A 14,283-nucleotide genomic window follows, 5' to 3' on the forward strand; every position below is an offset into this window, starting at 1 on the left:
ACGAAGGACCAATGCCATGAAGGCCGATACGCATCCCGATTACCACATGATCACGGTCAAGATGACCGATGGCACGGAATTCCAGACGCGCTCCACCTGGGGCAGCGAAGGCGACACCCTGACGCTCGAAATCGACCCGACGAGCCACCCGGCCTGGACCGGCGGCAAGCAGCAGCTTCAGGAAGGCGGCCGCGTCGCCCAGTTCAACAAGCGTTTCGGCGGCCTCTCGCTCAAGAAGAGCTGAGCGGTACCTCCACCGGACAAGCGAAGGGCGGCCCCGCGAGGCCGCCCTTTTCGTTTGGGAAGGGGCTCGCTGGATGGCGTCTCACACGAAGGCTTCCTCGTGTGAGCCAAGGGCGCCTGGGGGAGCTTCATGCGCCTGCTAGCGGCCGTCTGTCGATGGCTGCCACATGGACCCTGAAACAAGTTCAGGGTGACGATGGATGTTGGGGTTTGGCCAGGTTAGGCCGGGCCCCCCTTCCGTCATCCTGAACTCGTTTCAGGATCCATCTCGCCCCAGGCGAATTCTCAGCGGAGGCGCGCGGAAGCGCATGATCGTCCCCTTGCAGTCGAGAATCTGGGGGTTCACTCGGCAACTTGTCCAACATCTCCGTTCGTGGTGAGCTTGTCGAACCACGACTGACGCGGCCTCTAGTCCTTCGACAAGCTCAGGACGAACGGAGCTGGGCGAAAACCTAATCCCTGTTCGGCACGAATCGCATCACGCCGGCATTGCGGTGCTGCCCGCCGTTGTCGTTCGGGTGGTTTTGGCCGTCGGTAACCGGCACTTCGGGCCAGCTATAGGGGCTCATCCCCTCCAGGCAGGCGGCGTTGATCCCGTACCTGTCGGGATGCGAGCGGGTCTGGTGGAAGGTGTGGATGCCGCAGCGTGAGCAGAACCGGTGCTTCGCCTCGTGCGTGTTGAAGGTGTAGAGGGTCAGCAGCTCCTCGCCTTGGTCGACCGTCAGGTCCGCCAGGGGCACGTCGATCATGACCACGCCCTTCATCGCGCAGATCGTGCAGTTGCAGCGCCGTGGACGCGGCTCGTCCCGCAGTTGCACCGTGAAGCGCACGCTGCCGCAGTGGCATGATCCTTTGCGTGCCTGCGTCTGGTTCATCCCCACAGCCTTTCTCGGTACCATTTGGTGATCACGTACTTCAGTCCTTTGCGTACCTTCATCGCGTGGTGGAGCGTGGCCGGGTTGAGGCTGCCGTCGGGGCGGTGGTTGTTCCATCCGACGAGCATCCCGCGGCGCGGCTGAAAGGTCTTGTCGATCACCTTGAAGCGGGTCGCCCCTCCGGCTTCGACATCGTTCAGGTAGGCCATGAACGTCCAGGTCCGCTGCCCGGCGACCGAGGTGTAGCGCTCGAAATCCTGGCCGGTGGGCTCAAAGTAATCGGTGTGCGCCTTGAATTCCTGGCCCGGTTCGTAGCGCTGCCCCTGGACCGGCTCGCCATAAGCTGCGTCGATCCCGGTCAAGGCCAGCAGCCGGCGCTCGAGGTCCTCTACGGCCGGCTCGTGCGGATCGAGATCGCAAGTCTCGCTGGTGCGGAAGTACGCATCCCCGTTCGGGTCGGCTATCGTGGAAGGGCGGCGGCCCTCGTCGATCAGCCGCATCAGCTCGTCGCACAGCGGGTCGGGCACAAAGCCGGGCACGAAGAACAGCTCGATGCGCGGGGAAGGCACGCGCCGCACGCCCGGGCTGGCCTGGAGGTGCTCGGCAGAAGTTGCTCCGGGATTCGCCATATGCGGTTGATAGCCCGCCGGTGCCGGGCGGCAAGGCCGAGCGCGCGCGTAATTTTGTTGCGCGAAGCCGGTATGGCGGCAAATTTCGCTTTTCAATTTTGCCGCCTTGTGCAACAGGCTCGCGCCCACGCATTCGCCGCTTGACCGGCGTGCGCAGCAGCCTAACAGCCGCCTCGCGGCATAGGCTTGTGGCGATTGTAGCTCAGTTGGTTAGAGCGCCGGTTTGTGGTACCGGAGGTCGCGGGTTCGAACCCCGTCAATCGCCCCATTTCCCTGCTATTTCGCCGCCGGATCTAACGGGATAGGCGAGCGCGATGGCATTCTGGACCGAAGCGGATTACGACGAGCACGAGCTGGTCGAGCTGGTGCACGACCGGGCTTCGGGCCTCACCGCCATCATCGCCATCCATTCCAGCGAGCTGGGCCCGGGCGCGGGCGGAACGCGCTTCTGGCACTATCCCCAGCCCGATGCGGCGCTACGCGATGCCCTGCGGCTGAGCCGCGGGATGAGCTACAAGAACGCCATGGCCGGCCTGCCGATGGGCGGCGGCAAGGCCGTCGTCCTGCTGGACAAGGACACCGGCAAGACGCCGGAGATGCTCGCGGCGTTCGGCGATGCGGTCAACGCGCTGGGCGGCCGCTACGTCACTGCGGAGGATGTCGGCGCGACCGAGGCGGACATGGTCGCGATCTCCCACCGCACCCCGCACGTCTGCGGCTTGCCGGCCGACGACGGCTCGGTCGGCGGCGATCCCGGCCCGTTCACCGCGATGGGCATCTATCACGGCATCAGGGCGGCGGTTTCGCACACGCTGGGCAAGGACAGCGTCGAAGGCGTGCGCGTGGCCTTGCAGGGATGCGGCAGCGTCGGCGGCGGCGTTGCCCGGCTGCTGGCGAAGGACGGCGCGCTCCTGACGGTGTCCGACGTTCATGCCGAACGCGCCAAGGCCCTGGCCCGCGACGTGGGTGGCGAGGCGGTTTCGCCCGAGGCGATCATGGGCGTCGCCTGCGACGTCTTCAGCCCGAACGCGCTGGGCGCCATCCTGAACGACGAAGGCATCGCCAAGCTCGATTGCGCGATCGTGGCCGGGGGCGCGAACAACCAGCTCGCCCGGCGGGAGCATGGCGCCCTGCTGGCGGAGCGCGGGATCCTCTACGCGCCCGACTACGTCATCAACGCCGGCGGGATCATCAACGTCGCGCTCGAGTATCTGTGCCGCCAGCACGGCGAGCCCTGCGATATCAACGAAGTGCGCAAGCGCATCGCGCAGATCCCCGACCGGCTCGAGGCGATCTGGCAGGAGAGCGAAGCGACGGGCCGCTCGCCCGACGTGGTCGCCGACGCCATGGCCCGCCGCCTGATCGGCCGGGACTGAGACGCATAGACCGGCCGTGATTGCGGCGGGCGTCGCCCGCTGCTAAGCGCGCCGCTTCATGCGCATGAGTCGCATTCAGGGGCGTCTGTTCCAATGAGCGCAGTCGAGGCCAAGGACGGTCGCCAGGCGGCGAAACTGACGCTCGCCGCCGGAGCGATCGGCGTCGTGTTCGGCGACATCGGCACGAGCCCGCTTTACGCGTTCCGCGAAACTTTCGTCGGCCCGCACCCGCTGACGCTGGACGATCTCCACGTACTCGGTGTCGTCAGCCTGATCTTCTGGTCGATGACCCTGGTGGTCTCGATCCAGTACGTCAGCATCCTCATGCGCGCCGACAACAACGGGCAGGGCGGCAGCCTGGCCCTGGTCGCGCTGCTCAGCCGCCATATCGGCAAGTCCAGTCACGGATGGCTGGTGGTGGTGCTCGGCGTGTTCGCCACGGCCCTGTTCTACGGCGACAGCATGATCACGCCGGCGATCTCGGTTCTGTCGGCGGTCGAAGGGCTGACGGTGGTCAACCATCGGCTGGACCCGTGGGTGATCCCCATCGCCCTCGTGCTGCTCATCTTCCTGTTCGTCCTGCAGAAGCGCGGCACGGCCAAAGTCGGGGCGCTCTTCGCGCCGGTCATGATGTTCTACTTCGTGGTGATAGCGGTGCTGGGAGTCACCAAGATCGTTTCGGCGCCGGAGATCCTCTGGGCTCTCAACCCGTGGTACGCGGTGCAGTTCTTCATCGTGGACAAGTGGCTGGCGTTCCTGGCCCTGGGCTCGGTCGTGCTGGCGGTGACCGGTTCGGAGGCGCTCTATTCGGACATGGGGCATTTCGGCCGCGGCCCGATGCGCTTGTCGTGGTTCGGCTTCGTGATGCCGTGCCTCCTGCTCAACTACTTCGGCCAGGGTGCGATGATCCTGGGGCTGGGAGATGCGGAGGCGGCCGAGGCGATCCAGAACCCCTTCTTCTTCATGGCGCCCGAGGACTTGCGCCTGCCGCTGGTGATCCTGGCCACTTGTGCGACGTTCATCGCCAGTCAGGCGGTCATCTCGGGCGCGTTCTCGATTACGCACCAGGCGATCCAGCTGGGCTTCGTGCCGCGGCTTTCGATCCGCCACACCAGCGACCAGCATTCTGGACAAATCTACATCCCGATCATCAACTGGGCGCTGCTGGCGGCGGTGATTCTGCTGGTGCTCACCTTCCGCAACTCGTCCAACCTCGCGTCGGCTTACGGGATCGCCGTTACCGGCGCGGTGACGATCGATACCCTGCTGATGGCGGTCCTTCTTATCGGCGTCTGGAAGTGGCGCTGGTGGATGGCGATACCGGTGGTGCTGCTGTTCGTGGTCGTGGACGGTGCCTACTTCGCCGCGAACCTGATGAAGGTGCCCGAAGGCGGCTGGTTCCCGCTGCTCGTGGGCGGGGTCGCGTTCACCTTGCTGACGACCTGGGCCAAGGGCCGCAGGCTGATGAAGACGCACATGGCGGAAGTCAGCCTGCCGCTGGATATCTTCGCCAAGTCGGGCCGCAACAGCACCGCCAAAGTGCCGGGCACGGCGATCTTCATGAACTCCGGTTCCAGCGGCACGCCTTCGGCGCTGCTGCACAACATCAAGCACAACAAAGTGCTGCACGAGCGCGTCGTCGTGCTGACCGTGGCGATCGGCGACATCCCTTATGTCGACGAGGCCGGGCGGGTCGAGGTGATCCCGCTCGGCGACGGGTTCTACCGCGTCATCCTGCACTACGGGTTCATGGAAGAGACCGACGTTCCGGCCGCGCTGGCCAGACTCGACATGTGCGGCGGTCCGTTCGAGATGATGCAGACGAGCTTCTTCCTTTCGCGGCAGACCCTGCTCAGCGCGGAGAAGCCCGGCATGGCGATCTGGCGGGAGAAGCTGTTCGCCTGGATGATGCGCAACGCGGCGACGCCGATGGAGTTCTTCCGCCTGCCCACCAACCGCGTGGTCGAACTGGGAAGCCAGGTCGAGATCTGACCTCGGCCGCCGCCGCCGTTCCTCACTCGGTCGGCGGGTTCTCGATCACCTTTGCTTCCTCTCCGGTGGAGAGGCCGTGCCGCAGCAGCATGGGGATCTGCGTGAAGGTGAACACGAAGGACAGCGGCAGGAACAGCCACAGCTTGGCGTCGACCCAGACCCCGAAGTTGCCGTTTTCGACGTTGAAGAAGTAGCGCAGCCCTTCGTTCAGCGCGGCGAGGACGAAGAAGAACAGCCCCCAGTTGCGCGACAGCTTGAGCCAGCCTGCGTCGTCCAGCCCCTCGAACGCTGCTTCCAGCGCCCATTGCAGCAGGGCCTTGCCCTTGTACCACCCGGCCAAGAGCACGGCGCCGAAGAAGGCGTAGAAGGCGGTCGGCTTGATTTGGATCCAGAACGGATCGGCGAGGACGATGGTCAGCGCGCCGAAGCCGATGATCAGCACGGTGGAGAGCGCCAGCATGCGCGAGATCCGGCCGAGCACGGTCTTCGAAAGGATCAGGGCGACGATCGCCGCAAGGATGAAGGCGCCGGTTGCCCTAAGGGCCGCGCCGATCACGGCGATGGCGTCGTTGGGGTCGCCGGGGGCGTGATACCGGTAGATGGCGAAGAACGTCAGCACCGGGGCCCAGTCGATCAGCAGGTTGAGCCAGCCCGACTTGGGCTTTTCGGCTGCGGCGCGGTTTTCGTGTTCCATCATGCCACTCCAGCGATGACCCGGGCGACCAGATCGGGATCGAACGGCCGCAAGTCGTCGATTTTCTCACCCACGCCGATCGCATGGATCGGCAGCCCGTATTGCTCCGCCGCCGCCACCAGCACGCCGCCGCGGGCGGTGCCGTCGAGCTTGGTCATGATCAGGCCGGTGACCCCGGCGACTTCCTTGAACACGTCGATCTGGTTCAGCGCGTTCTGCCCGTTGGTGGCATCGAGCACCAGGACCACATCGTGCGGCGCTTCGGGGTTGAGGCGGCCGAGGACGCGGCGGATCTTGGCCAGTTCGTCCATCAGCTCGCGCTTGTTCTGCAGGCGTCCGGCGGTGTCGACCACGAGGGCGTCGATGCCCTGCTGGGTAGCGGCCTTGACCGCATCGAACACAACGCTGGCCGGATCGCCGCCTTCGGGGCCGCGCACGATCGGCGCCCCGATCCGCTCCGCCCAGACGGCGAGCTGGCCGATCGCGGCGGCGCGGAAGGTATCGCCCGCGGCCAGCATCACGCCATAGTCCTGTTCCTGGAACAGGTGGGCGAGCTTGGCGATCGTCGTGGTCTTGCCGCTGCCGTTGACGCCGATCACCAGGATGACCTGCGGGCGCGGGAAGGCGGTGATCTCCAGCGGTATCGCCACGGGCTGCAGGATCGCGGCGATCTCGTCGGCCACGGCTTCCTTCAGCTCGCGGTCGGTGATCGTCAGCCCGAAGCGCTTCTCCGCAAGCCGCGCGGTTATCCGCGAGGCGGCAGAGGGGCCGAGATCGGAGAGGATCAGCGCGTCCTCGACTTCGTCCAGCGTCGCCTGGTCGAGCTTAGCCGTGCCGACGACGCCGGTCAGGTTCTCCGACAGGCGCTCGGACGTCTTGCGGAAGCCCCCGAACAGGCGATCCGACCAGCTTTGCTCGCTCACTGCAGCAGCCCTTTCTCGAGCTTCGTGGGGGTGAGGGTGATGATGGAGCCGCGGCGTGCTCCGGGCGGCGCCACGACGCGGGCGAAGTTCGCCGCATGGCCGGTGCCGTCGCTCTCGACCAAAACGCTCTGCGGCTGGCCGACGAGCGTCTGGAGCCACTCCGCGCGAGTTCGGGCCACCGTCTCGCGCAATTCGGCGGCGCGGCGCTTGATCGCCGCCTTGTTCACCTGCGGCATGCGCGCGGCGGGCGTGCGCGGACGCGGGGAATAGGGAAAGACGTGGCCGTGGACGATGCCGAGGTCGCTCACGATCGAGCAGTTGGCGGCGTGCATCGCCTCGTCCTCGGTCGGGAAGCCGGCGATCAGGTCGGCGCCGATGGCGATCTCCGGACGGCGGGCGCGGAGCCGCTCGACCAGGGTGATGGCGTCGGCGCGCGAGTGGCGGCGCTTCATGCGCTTGAGGATCAGGTCGTGGCCATGCTGCAGCGAGAGATGGAGGTGCGGCATGACCCGCTCCTCTCCCGCGAGCAGTTCGAACAGCTCCCCGTCGACTTCGATCCCGTCGAGCGAGGACATGCGCAGGCGCTGCAGGCTGGGGAAAGCATCGAGCACCGCGCGCACGAGCGATCCGAGCTTAGGCTCGCCGGGAAGATCGTGCCCCCAACTGGTCACGTCGACGCCGGTCAGCACGACTTCCTGGGCGCCCTGCTCGAGATGCAGTTCGATCTCGCGCAGGGCTTGCGCGACGCTGAGCGAGCGGCTCGGCCCGCGCCCCTGCGGGATCACGCAGAACGTGCAGGCGTGATCGCAGCCGTTCTGCACCGCCACGAAAGCGCGGGTGTGCGGTCCTGCGGGGAGGGGGCCCGGAGCGCGGCTCACGTTGTAGCGGCGCGCGTCGAGCTTCTCGGTGTTGGGCACCAGGCCGTCCACCTCCGGCATCGCGGCGAGCTGCTCGCGCTCGATATCGGCGGCGCAGCCGGTCACCAGCAGGCGGGCATCCGGCCGCTCGCGCCGCGCCTTGCGGATCGCCTGGCGGGTGTGGCGCACGGCTTCGGCGGTGACGGCGCAGCTGTTGACGATCACGAGATCGCGCTCGCCGGCGACGAGCGCACGGATACGCTCGCTCTCAGCGATGTTGAGCCGGCAGCCGAGCGAGATGACTTCGGCGGTGCCCGGTACTGCGTTCACGCGAAGGCGCCCCAGTCGAAGCTGCCGCGAAAGCTCTCGGTTGCCGGGCCGGTCATCGTGATCCGCCCGTCCTGACCCCAAGAGATCAGCAGCTTCCCGCCGGGGAGTGTCACCACGACCTCACGGTCGACCAGCTTGCGCCGCATTGCCGCGACAGCCGTAGCGCAGGCGCCGGTGCCGCAGGCCTGCGTCAGGCCGGCGCCGCGCTCCCACACCCGCAGCCGGATGGCGTCGCGCGCCTCGACCGTGGCCACGTTGACGTTCACCCGTTCCGGAAACAGCGGATCGATCTCGATTGCCGGGCCGAGCCGTTCGAGCGGGACCTTATCGCAATCGGGCACGAAGAAGATGACGTGCGGATTGCCCACGTTGACCGCGCTCGGCCGCTCGAGCTCTTCCCAGCCGACCGGCATGTCGAGTGTGTCCATTGCGTCGGCGAGGGGAATCTCGTCCCAGCCGAACGCCGGCTCCCCCATGTCGACCGCCGCTCCGCCATCCTCGGGCCGCATGGAGATGATCCCGCCGAATGTCTCGACGTTGGCCGGCTTGCCGTGGAGCAGGGCGACCGCGCGGGCGGCGTTGCCGCAAGCTTCCACCTCGCCGCCGTCGGAATTGCGGATGCGCATGCGGAAGTCGGCGACGCCGGAGGGTTCGAGCACGATCAACTGGTCGCAGCCGATCCCCTTGTGGCGATCCGCGATGGCGCGGGCGACCTGGTTCTCCAGCGGCGGGAGATTGCCGTCACGCCCGTCGAGCACGACGAAGTCGTTGCCCAGGCCATGCATCTTGACGAACGGTATGCGCATGCCCGCCAACTAGGGGCCCGGTCCCTGACTGGCAATGGCGCGTGTGAGCGGTCAGCCGACCTTGCGGGTCTCGCTAGGGAATTCCCGTGCGGCTTGCTCCATCAGCCGCCGCAGGGTCGCTTCGGCATCCTCGGGGCGGCCGTAAAGATAGCCTTGGCCCTTGATCTCGCCGAGCGCGCGCAGCGCTTCCAGCGCCTCGTCGGTCTCGATCCCTTCGGCCACGATCGGCAGGCCCAGTCCGCGCCCCAGCGCGACGATCGCCGAGACGAGCTCCGCATTGGTGCCGGCCTGGGCCAGTTCGGTCACGAAGCTGCGATCGATCTTCAGGCGATCGAAGGGCAGGGCGCGCAGTTGCGCCAGGCTCGAATAACCGGTGCCGAAATCGTCCAGGCTGATGCACACGCCCTGGTTCTTCAGGCTCGTAAGTATCGCGCGCACCACACCCATGTTCTCGTGCAGGCAGCTTTCGGTGATCTCGATCTCGAACCGCTGGGGCGGGAACCCGCTCTCCGTCAGTAGGCGCAGGAGCTTGTGCGCGAACCACGGATCGCGGAGTTGCAGGGGCGAGATATTGACCGAGAGAGTCAGTCCGTCGTCCCAGCTCCTGGCATCCTGCAGCGCCTGCGCGATCAGCCGCTCGGAAAGCTCGGCGATCACGCCCATCTCCTCGGCCATCGGAATGAACATGTCGGGGCCGACGATGCCGAATTCGGGCGACTTCCAGCGGGCCAGCATCTCGAATCCGACCAGCTTGCCGGTCTGGATGTCGATCTGCTGCTCGTAATAAGGGATGAATTCGCCCCGCTCGATCCCGTGGCGCAGCGCCGTCTGCAGGGCGCTGCGGAAGCGGGCGTCGCTTTCCATTTGCGGCTCGAACCAGGCGGAACCGTCGCGGCCGTGCTTCTTCGCATGGTACATGGCGATGTCGGCGCGGTGGATCAGCGTATCGGCGCTCGGCGGAGCTCCGTTCGTGCCGAGCTGCCCGCTGGTCGTGAGACCCATCGACACCGTCACGTCGACGATCAGGTCGTCCTCGCACGAAACCGGTGCGGAGATCGCGCCGAGGATGTCGCGCGCGACCCGGTCGGCATGGGCCTGGCCGTCCGCTTCGACGATCAGCGCACAGGCGAATTCGTCGCCGCCCATCCGCGCCAGGATCGCGTCCGGCGGCAGCATTCGGTGGATCCGCTCGGCGGTTTCGACCAGCACTGCATCGCCGATCTTGTGCCCGAAGCGGTCGTTGAGCGTCTTGAAGTTGTCGACGTCGATCAGCAACAGCGCGACTTCGCCTTTCCGTCTAGCGGCGACGTGAAGCATCTCCTCGATCGCCGGCGTTACGCTCCGCCGGTTGCGGCATCCGGTGAGCGGATCGCTTTCTGCCAGGCGCCGGGCATGTTCTTCCGCCTCGCGCCGGGCTTCGACTTCGAGGCGAAGCTCGGCATAGCGCCGCCAGCCGAAGATCAGCAGGGCGATATTGAGCAGGAGGGCGTTCGTCAGCAGGATGTCGGGCGGCTGGTCGATGCCCATCCAGTTGCGCAAGACCTGCGACATCACCCGCCCGCCGAGGCCGATAAACAGGATCAGGGCGGCAACGGCGATGCCGAGCGCGACGAAGTCCCGCTCCGCCCGATCGAGCGGTTCGGCGACAGTGCGCTCGCTGGCAATCGGCCTTTGGCTTGCAGGGTGCATGCAATCTCCCTCGTCGGCCACAGGCTAAGCCCTCATCCTTCATTTTCGGTTAATTGCGCACGATCCGTTGTGGCGTTAGGAGGCCCGCGGAAAGGACCCGCGGATGAGCAAACGCTACTGGCTGATGAAGAGCGAACCGGCGGCTTACGGCTGGGATCGGCTGGTCGAAGAGGGCGGGACCCTGTGGGACGGCGTGCGCAACCACCGGGCGAAGAACAACCTGCAGGCCATGCAGGTCGGCGACCAGGCGTTCTTCTATCATTCGGTGACCGGCAAGGAGATCATCGGCGTCGTCGAGATCGTCCGCACAGGTCTGACCGATCCGAAGGACGAGAGCGGCACCTGGGCGGCGGTCGAGATCAAGCCCGTGCGCAAGCTTGATCGGGCCGTCACTCTCGCCGAGATCAAGGCCGAGTCGGCGCTGGCCGAGGTCGAGCTGGTCCGCCTCTCGCGCCTTTCCGTGGCCGAAATTCGTCCCGAGGAGTGGGACAAGATCCTCTCGATGGCGGAAGCCTAGCCCTTCGCTCGAAGCCCGCTGACCGTGGCGCCGGCGGCGTTCAGCCGCTCGATATCGCTGATGCAGTGGATCAGGCGAACCCCGGTCCTGCCCAGCGCATCGTCGAGCGCCGCGCCGAACGCATCGGCGGTTTCGACCCGCGTGGCCCAGGCGCCGAATGCGCGGGCGAGGGCGGCGAAGTCGGGATTGGCGAGATCGGTCGCGCTCACCCGCCCGGGAAACTCGCGTTCCTGGTGCATGCGGATTGTGCCGTAAGCCGAGTTGTCGACCACGATCACGATCAGGTCGAGGCCGTACTGGGTGGCGGTGGCCAGTTCCTGGCCGTTCATCAGAAAGTCGCCGTCACCGGCGACGGCGACTACGCAGCGGTCAGGGAGGCGGAGCTTCGCGGCAACCGCGGCCGGGATGCCGTAGCCCATTGCCCCGCAGGTCGGCGCGAGTTGCGATGGCCAGCCGGCGTAAGGCCAGTAGCGGTGCCACCAGCCGGAGAAATTGCCCGCTCCGTTGCAGATCACGCTGTCGGCGGGGAGCTTCGCGCGCGCGGCGGCGAGGCAGAGGGGCAAGTCCAGCGCAGTGCCGTCGCTGGCGGGGGTGGACCACTCGAGCCAGGACTGATGGGCTTCGGCGCCAGCGTCGAACGGGATTACGTCGCCTTCGTCCCAGAGCGCGGCACATTCGGCGAATTCGCCGATGTTGGCGCAGATCGCCAGGTCCGCGCGATAGACGCGGTTCAGCTCCTCCGGGTCGGGATGGACGTGGATCAGCACCTGGCCGGGGTGATCGGGCGTGATGAGCGTGTAGCCGTCGGTGGTCGCTTCGCCGAGCCGTGCCCCGACGGCCAGGATGAGGTCGGCCGCCTTGATCCGCTCCACCAGTTGAGGGTTCGGACCATAGCCGAGATTGCCGGCGTACACGGCCGAGGAGGGCGGGATCGCATCCTGTCGGCGGAAGGCCGCGGCGACCGGAATGCCGAGCCGCTCCGCGAACGCGGTGAAGTACTCGCGCGCCTTGTTGTCCCACCCCGCGCCGCCGATGATCGCCACAGGCGACGCGGCGTCGCCGATCATCGCCAGCATCGCGCTGAGCGCATCGGGGCAGGCGGATTGGGCGGGACGGTGCACGAAGGGGCGGGGTGCGGCATCGCCGGCAGGATCGGACAGCATGTCCTCCGGCAAGGCGAGCACGACGGGGCCGGGGCGGCCGGAGATCGCCGTCGCATAGGCGCGGGCGATATATTCCGGGATGCGCGCCGCGTCCTCGATCTTTGCCGCCCATTTGGCGATGGGGCCGAAGAACGCGGGGAAGTCGATCTCCTGGAATCCCTCCCGGTCGCGCATCCCGCGCGCCACGTCGCCGACGAACAGGATCATCGGCTGCGAATCCTGGAACGCGACGTGAACCCCGATGCTGGCGTTGGTCGCCCCGGGTCCGCGGGTGACGAAAGCCACACCGGGGCGGCCGGTAATCGCGCCGTCGGCGCAGGCCATGAAGGCGGCGCCGCCTTCCTGCCGGCAGGTGACAGTCTCGATCGTGGCATGGCCGTGCAGCGCGTCGAGCACCGGCAGGAAGCTTTCGCCCGGCACGGTGAAGATCCGGCTGCATTCCTGTGAGTCGAGACATTCGACGAGAAGATCGGCAGCAGTGCGGCTCATGCTCGGCACCTCGCCCGCGAACGCAGGCGCCGCGAGCGTTCCGTCTCGCTTGTGGACAGTGGCTCGAAATCCGGGTGCCGAATGGTTAGCAAAGCGTTACCTCCGCATGATGCGCCGTACCCTGGTACTCACCGACATGCCGCCGCATGTTCGCCGTCAGCATACAGATGCTCCCCTGCCGGACAAGCAGGGGCGGGTCGGCCCGGCAGTCACGGCCGCGGACGTGCGCGAGTTCCTGATGGCGTACTGCTCCTGCCTGGTGGCGGCCACGGCGTTCCTGTTCTGATCAGGCTGCCGAGACCGAGGCGGCGGCGTGACGCTCCGCCTGGTGCAGCTTCCAGCCGAGCCAGGCCGAGAACAGGCACATCGCAGCGCTGAGCAGGACTTGCTCGATCAGCGGTATGCCGGCAGCGCTGAGGCCGCCGGCGAGCAGCGAGCCGATCACCATCGCACCCGAGTTGACGATGTTGTTCGCCGCGACCGTGCGCGCGGCGCGGCCGGGATCGACCTTGGTGGTGAGGAACGCATAGAGCGGCACCACGAACATGCCGCCCGAAACGGCGATCATCAGCAGCGAGAGCAGCACCGGCGCGGCCAGGGGCTGGGCAAGGAACCCGCTCACGTCCATCAAGTCGCCGGTGACTTGCGCGCTCCACAGCCGGCACACGACGTAGAAGCAGGCGACGAACAGCCCCATCGCCAGCACGGAGATCGGGGCATAGCGCGCCGAGACGTCGCCCTTGAGCAGGGCGTTGATCGATACCGAGCCGATCGCCACGCCGATGGAGAAGACCACCAGGAACAGGCTGGCGACCTCCTTGCTGGCCAGCAGCACGTTCTTGGCCAGCGGCGGGAACTGGATGAACAGCACCGCGCCGATCGTCCAGAAGAAGCTGATCGCCAGGATTGCGTAGAACACCTCGCGATCGTGCATCGTGTGCCTGACGAGGGCGAAGGAGGAACGGATCACGTGCCGGTCGATCGGCTGGTCCGGCACCATCGCCGGAGCCGGCGGCACGCTGCGGCTGGTCAGGTAGCCGAGAACCGCGATCACGATCACCGTCAGCGCCGCCGCTTCAACAGGGAGCCAACCGGCCAGGATCGTGCCCGCGAGGATCGCGATATAGGTACCCGCTTCGACCAGGCCGGTGCCGGCCAGAACTTCGTCCTTGCGCAAGTGCTGCGGCAGGATCGCGTACTTGATCGGGCCGAAGAAGGTCGAGTGCACGCCCATGGCCAGCAGCGCCACGAGCATGAGCGGGATGGCTACCGTGGTCGTCAGCATGTCGGCCCAGGCGAGCAGCAGGCCGGCGGCGCCGCAGATCATGATCGCGATCTCGGCCAGCTTGACCCAGCGGATGATCACAGCCTTGTCGCGCATGTCGGCGAGCTGGCCCGATAGTGCCGAAAGGACGAAGAACGGCAGGATGAACAGGCCGGACGCGATGGCCGAGAACTGCGCTTCCGCCTCTTCCGAATTGTAGACGCTGTACACCACGAACAGCACCATCGCGTTCTTGTACAGGTTGTCGTTGAAAGCGTTGAACAACTGGGTCGCGAACAGCGGCAGGAAGCGGCGCTGCCGCAGCAGGTGGGTCGAGGTCAGCATGCGGTGATTCTCGGTCTCTCCGTTTGGCGCGACGCTAGGGACCGGACCGGCGGCTGGCAACGGCGCGATCAGGCGGCTTTTTCATCGGGCG

The 14,283-nt window shown here is 66.8% G+C and carries 14 protein-coding genes and 1 tRNA gene; 6 read left to right on the plus strand and 9 right to left on the minus strand.

Going from position 1 to position 14,283, the window contains the following annotated elements:
- Window positions 1-16: 16 nt before the first annotated feature.
- Window positions 17-244 carry a 50S ribosomal protein L31 gene (rpmE, locus tag GRI75_RS06285; RefSeq protein ID WP_160746117.1) on the plus strand — a complete coding sequence of 76 codons (228 nt, stop codon included), beginning with the start codon at window positions 17-19 and terminating at the stop codon, window positions 242-244.
- 451 nt (window positions 245-695) lie between these two features.
- Here the strand turns inward: rpmE and GRI75_RS06290 are convergent, their stop codons facing one another.
- Window positions 696-1,118, minus strand: a complete 423-nt coding sequence (locus GRI75_RS06290; RefSeq protein ID WP_160746118.1) for a GFA family protein — start codon at window positions 1,116-1,118, stop codon at window positions 696-698.
- Window positions 1,115-1,747: a prolyl hydroxylase family protein gene (locus GRI75_RS06295; RefSeq protein ID WP_160746119.1), complete on the minus strand. Its 633-nt coding sequence runs from the start codon at window positions 1,745-1,747 to the stop codon at window positions 1,115-1,117. The genes GRI75_RS06290 and GRI75_RS06295 overlap by 4 nt, the downstream gene beginning before the upstream one ends.
- Window positions 1,748-1,938: 191 nt before the next feature.
- Between GRI75_RS06295 and GRI75_RS06300 the strand changes: the two genes are divergently transcribed.
- The 3 genes from GRI75_RS06300 to GRI75_RS06310 all read left to right on the plus strand — a co-directional run bounded on the left by GRI75_RS06300 (window position 1,939) and on the right by GRI75_RS06310 (window position 5,115).
- Window positions 1,939-2,015 (plus strand) — tRNA-His (locus tag GRI75_RS06300).
- 46 nt (window positions 2,016-2,061) lie between these two features.
- Window positions 2,062-3,123, plus strand: coding sequence for a Glu/Leu/Phe/Val family dehydrogenase (locus tag GRI75_RS06305; protein ID WP_160746120.1), 1,062 nt, complete (start codon window positions 2,062-2,064; stop codon window positions 3,121-3,123).
- 93 nt (window positions 3,124-3,216) lie between these two features.
- Window positions 3,217-5,115 carry a potassium transporter Kup gene (locus GRI75_RS06310; RefSeq protein ID WP_160746121.1) on the plus strand — a complete coding sequence of 633 codons (1,899 nt, stop codon included), beginning with the start codon at window positions 3,217-3,219 and terminating at the stop codon, window positions 5,113-5,115.
- Window positions 5,116-5,137: 22 nt separating this feature from the next.
- Here the strand turns inward: GRI75_RS06310 and GRI75_RS06315 are convergent, their stop codons facing one another.
- From GRI75_RS06315 to GRI75_RS06335, 5 genes are read right to left on the minus strand one after another with little or no spacing between them, the layout of a single operon-like run.
- A complete protein-coding gene (locus tag GRI75_RS06315; RefSeq protein WP_160746122.1) occupies window positions 5,138-5,812 on the minus strand; it encodes an inner membrane-spanning protein YciB in 675 nt (224 codons plus the stop codon).
- Window positions 5,809-6,732, minus strand: coding sequence for a signal recognition particle-docking protein FtsY (ftsY, locus tag GRI75_RS06320; RefSeq protein ID WP_160746123.1), 924 nt, complete (start codon window positions 6,730-6,732; stop codon window positions 5,809-5,811). The genes GRI75_RS06315 and ftsY overlap by 4 nt, the downstream gene beginning before the upstream one ends.
- Window positions 6,729-7,919, minus strand: coding sequence for a MiaB/RimO family radical SAM methylthiotransferase (locus GRI75_RS06325; protein ID WP_328597941.1), 1,191 nt, complete (start codon window positions 7,917-7,919; stop codon window positions 6,729-6,731). Before GRI75_RS06325 ends, ftsY begins: the two co-directional genes overlap by 4 nt.
- Entirely contained in the window at window positions 7,916-8,725 is an 810-nt protein-coding gene (gene dapF, locus GRI75_RS06330) for a diaminopimelate epimerase (protein ID WP_160746125.1), read from the minus strand. The genes GRI75_RS06325 and dapF overlap by 4 nt, the downstream gene beginning before the upstream one ends.
- Window positions 8,726-8,776: 51 nt before the next feature.
- The gene (locus GRI75_RS06335; protein ID WP_160746126.1) at window positions 8,777-10,414 is read right to left on the minus strand and encodes a putative bifunctional diguanylate cyclase/phosphodiesterase; all 1,638 of its coding nucleotides are present in this window, start codon (window positions 10,412-10,414) and stop codon (window positions 8,777-8,779) included.
- A gap of 103 nt (window positions 10,415-10,517) precedes the next feature.
- On the opposite strand from GRI75_RS06335, the gene GRI75_RS06340 reads away from it, so the two are divergent.
- Entirely contained in the window at window positions 10,518-10,931 is a 414-nt protein-coding gene (locus GRI75_RS06340; protein ID WP_160746127.1) for an EVE domain-containing protein, read from the plus strand.
- On the opposite strand, the gene GRI75_RS06345 is transcribed toward GRI75_RS06340, so the two are convergent.
- Window positions 10,928-12,583 (minus strand): thiamine pyrophosphate-binding protein, encoded by a 1,656-nt coding sequence (locus GRI75_RS06345; RefSeq protein WP_202389628.1) that lies wholly within the window; start codon window positions 12,581-12,583, stop codon window positions 10,928-10,930. The genes GRI75_RS06340 and GRI75_RS06345 overlap by 4 nt on opposite strands.
- Before the next feature lie 106 nt (window positions 12,584-12,689).
- Between GRI75_RS06345 and GRI75_RS06350 the strand changes: the two genes are divergently transcribed.
- Window positions 12,690-12,869, plus strand: a complete 180-nt coding sequence (locus GRI75_RS06350) for a hypothetical protein (protein ID WP_160746129.1) — start codon at window positions 12,690-12,692, stop codon at window positions 12,867-12,869.
- On the opposite strand, the gene GRI75_RS06355 is transcribed toward GRI75_RS06350, so the two are convergent.
- The gene (locus GRI75_RS06355; RefSeq protein ID WP_160746130.1) at window positions 12,870-14,192 is read right to left on the minus strand and encodes an MFS transporter; all 1,323 of its coding nucleotides are present in this window, start codon (window positions 14,190-14,192) and stop codon (window positions 12,870-12,872) included.
- Window positions 14,193-14,283: the final 91 nt, after the last annotated feature.

The sequence above is a fragment of the Croceibacterium soli genome, from assembly GCF_009828065.1.
GTDB classification, from domain to species: Bacteria; Pseudomonadota; Alphaproteobacteria; order Sphingomonadales; family Sphingomonadaceae; genus Croceibacterium_B; species Croceibacterium_B soli.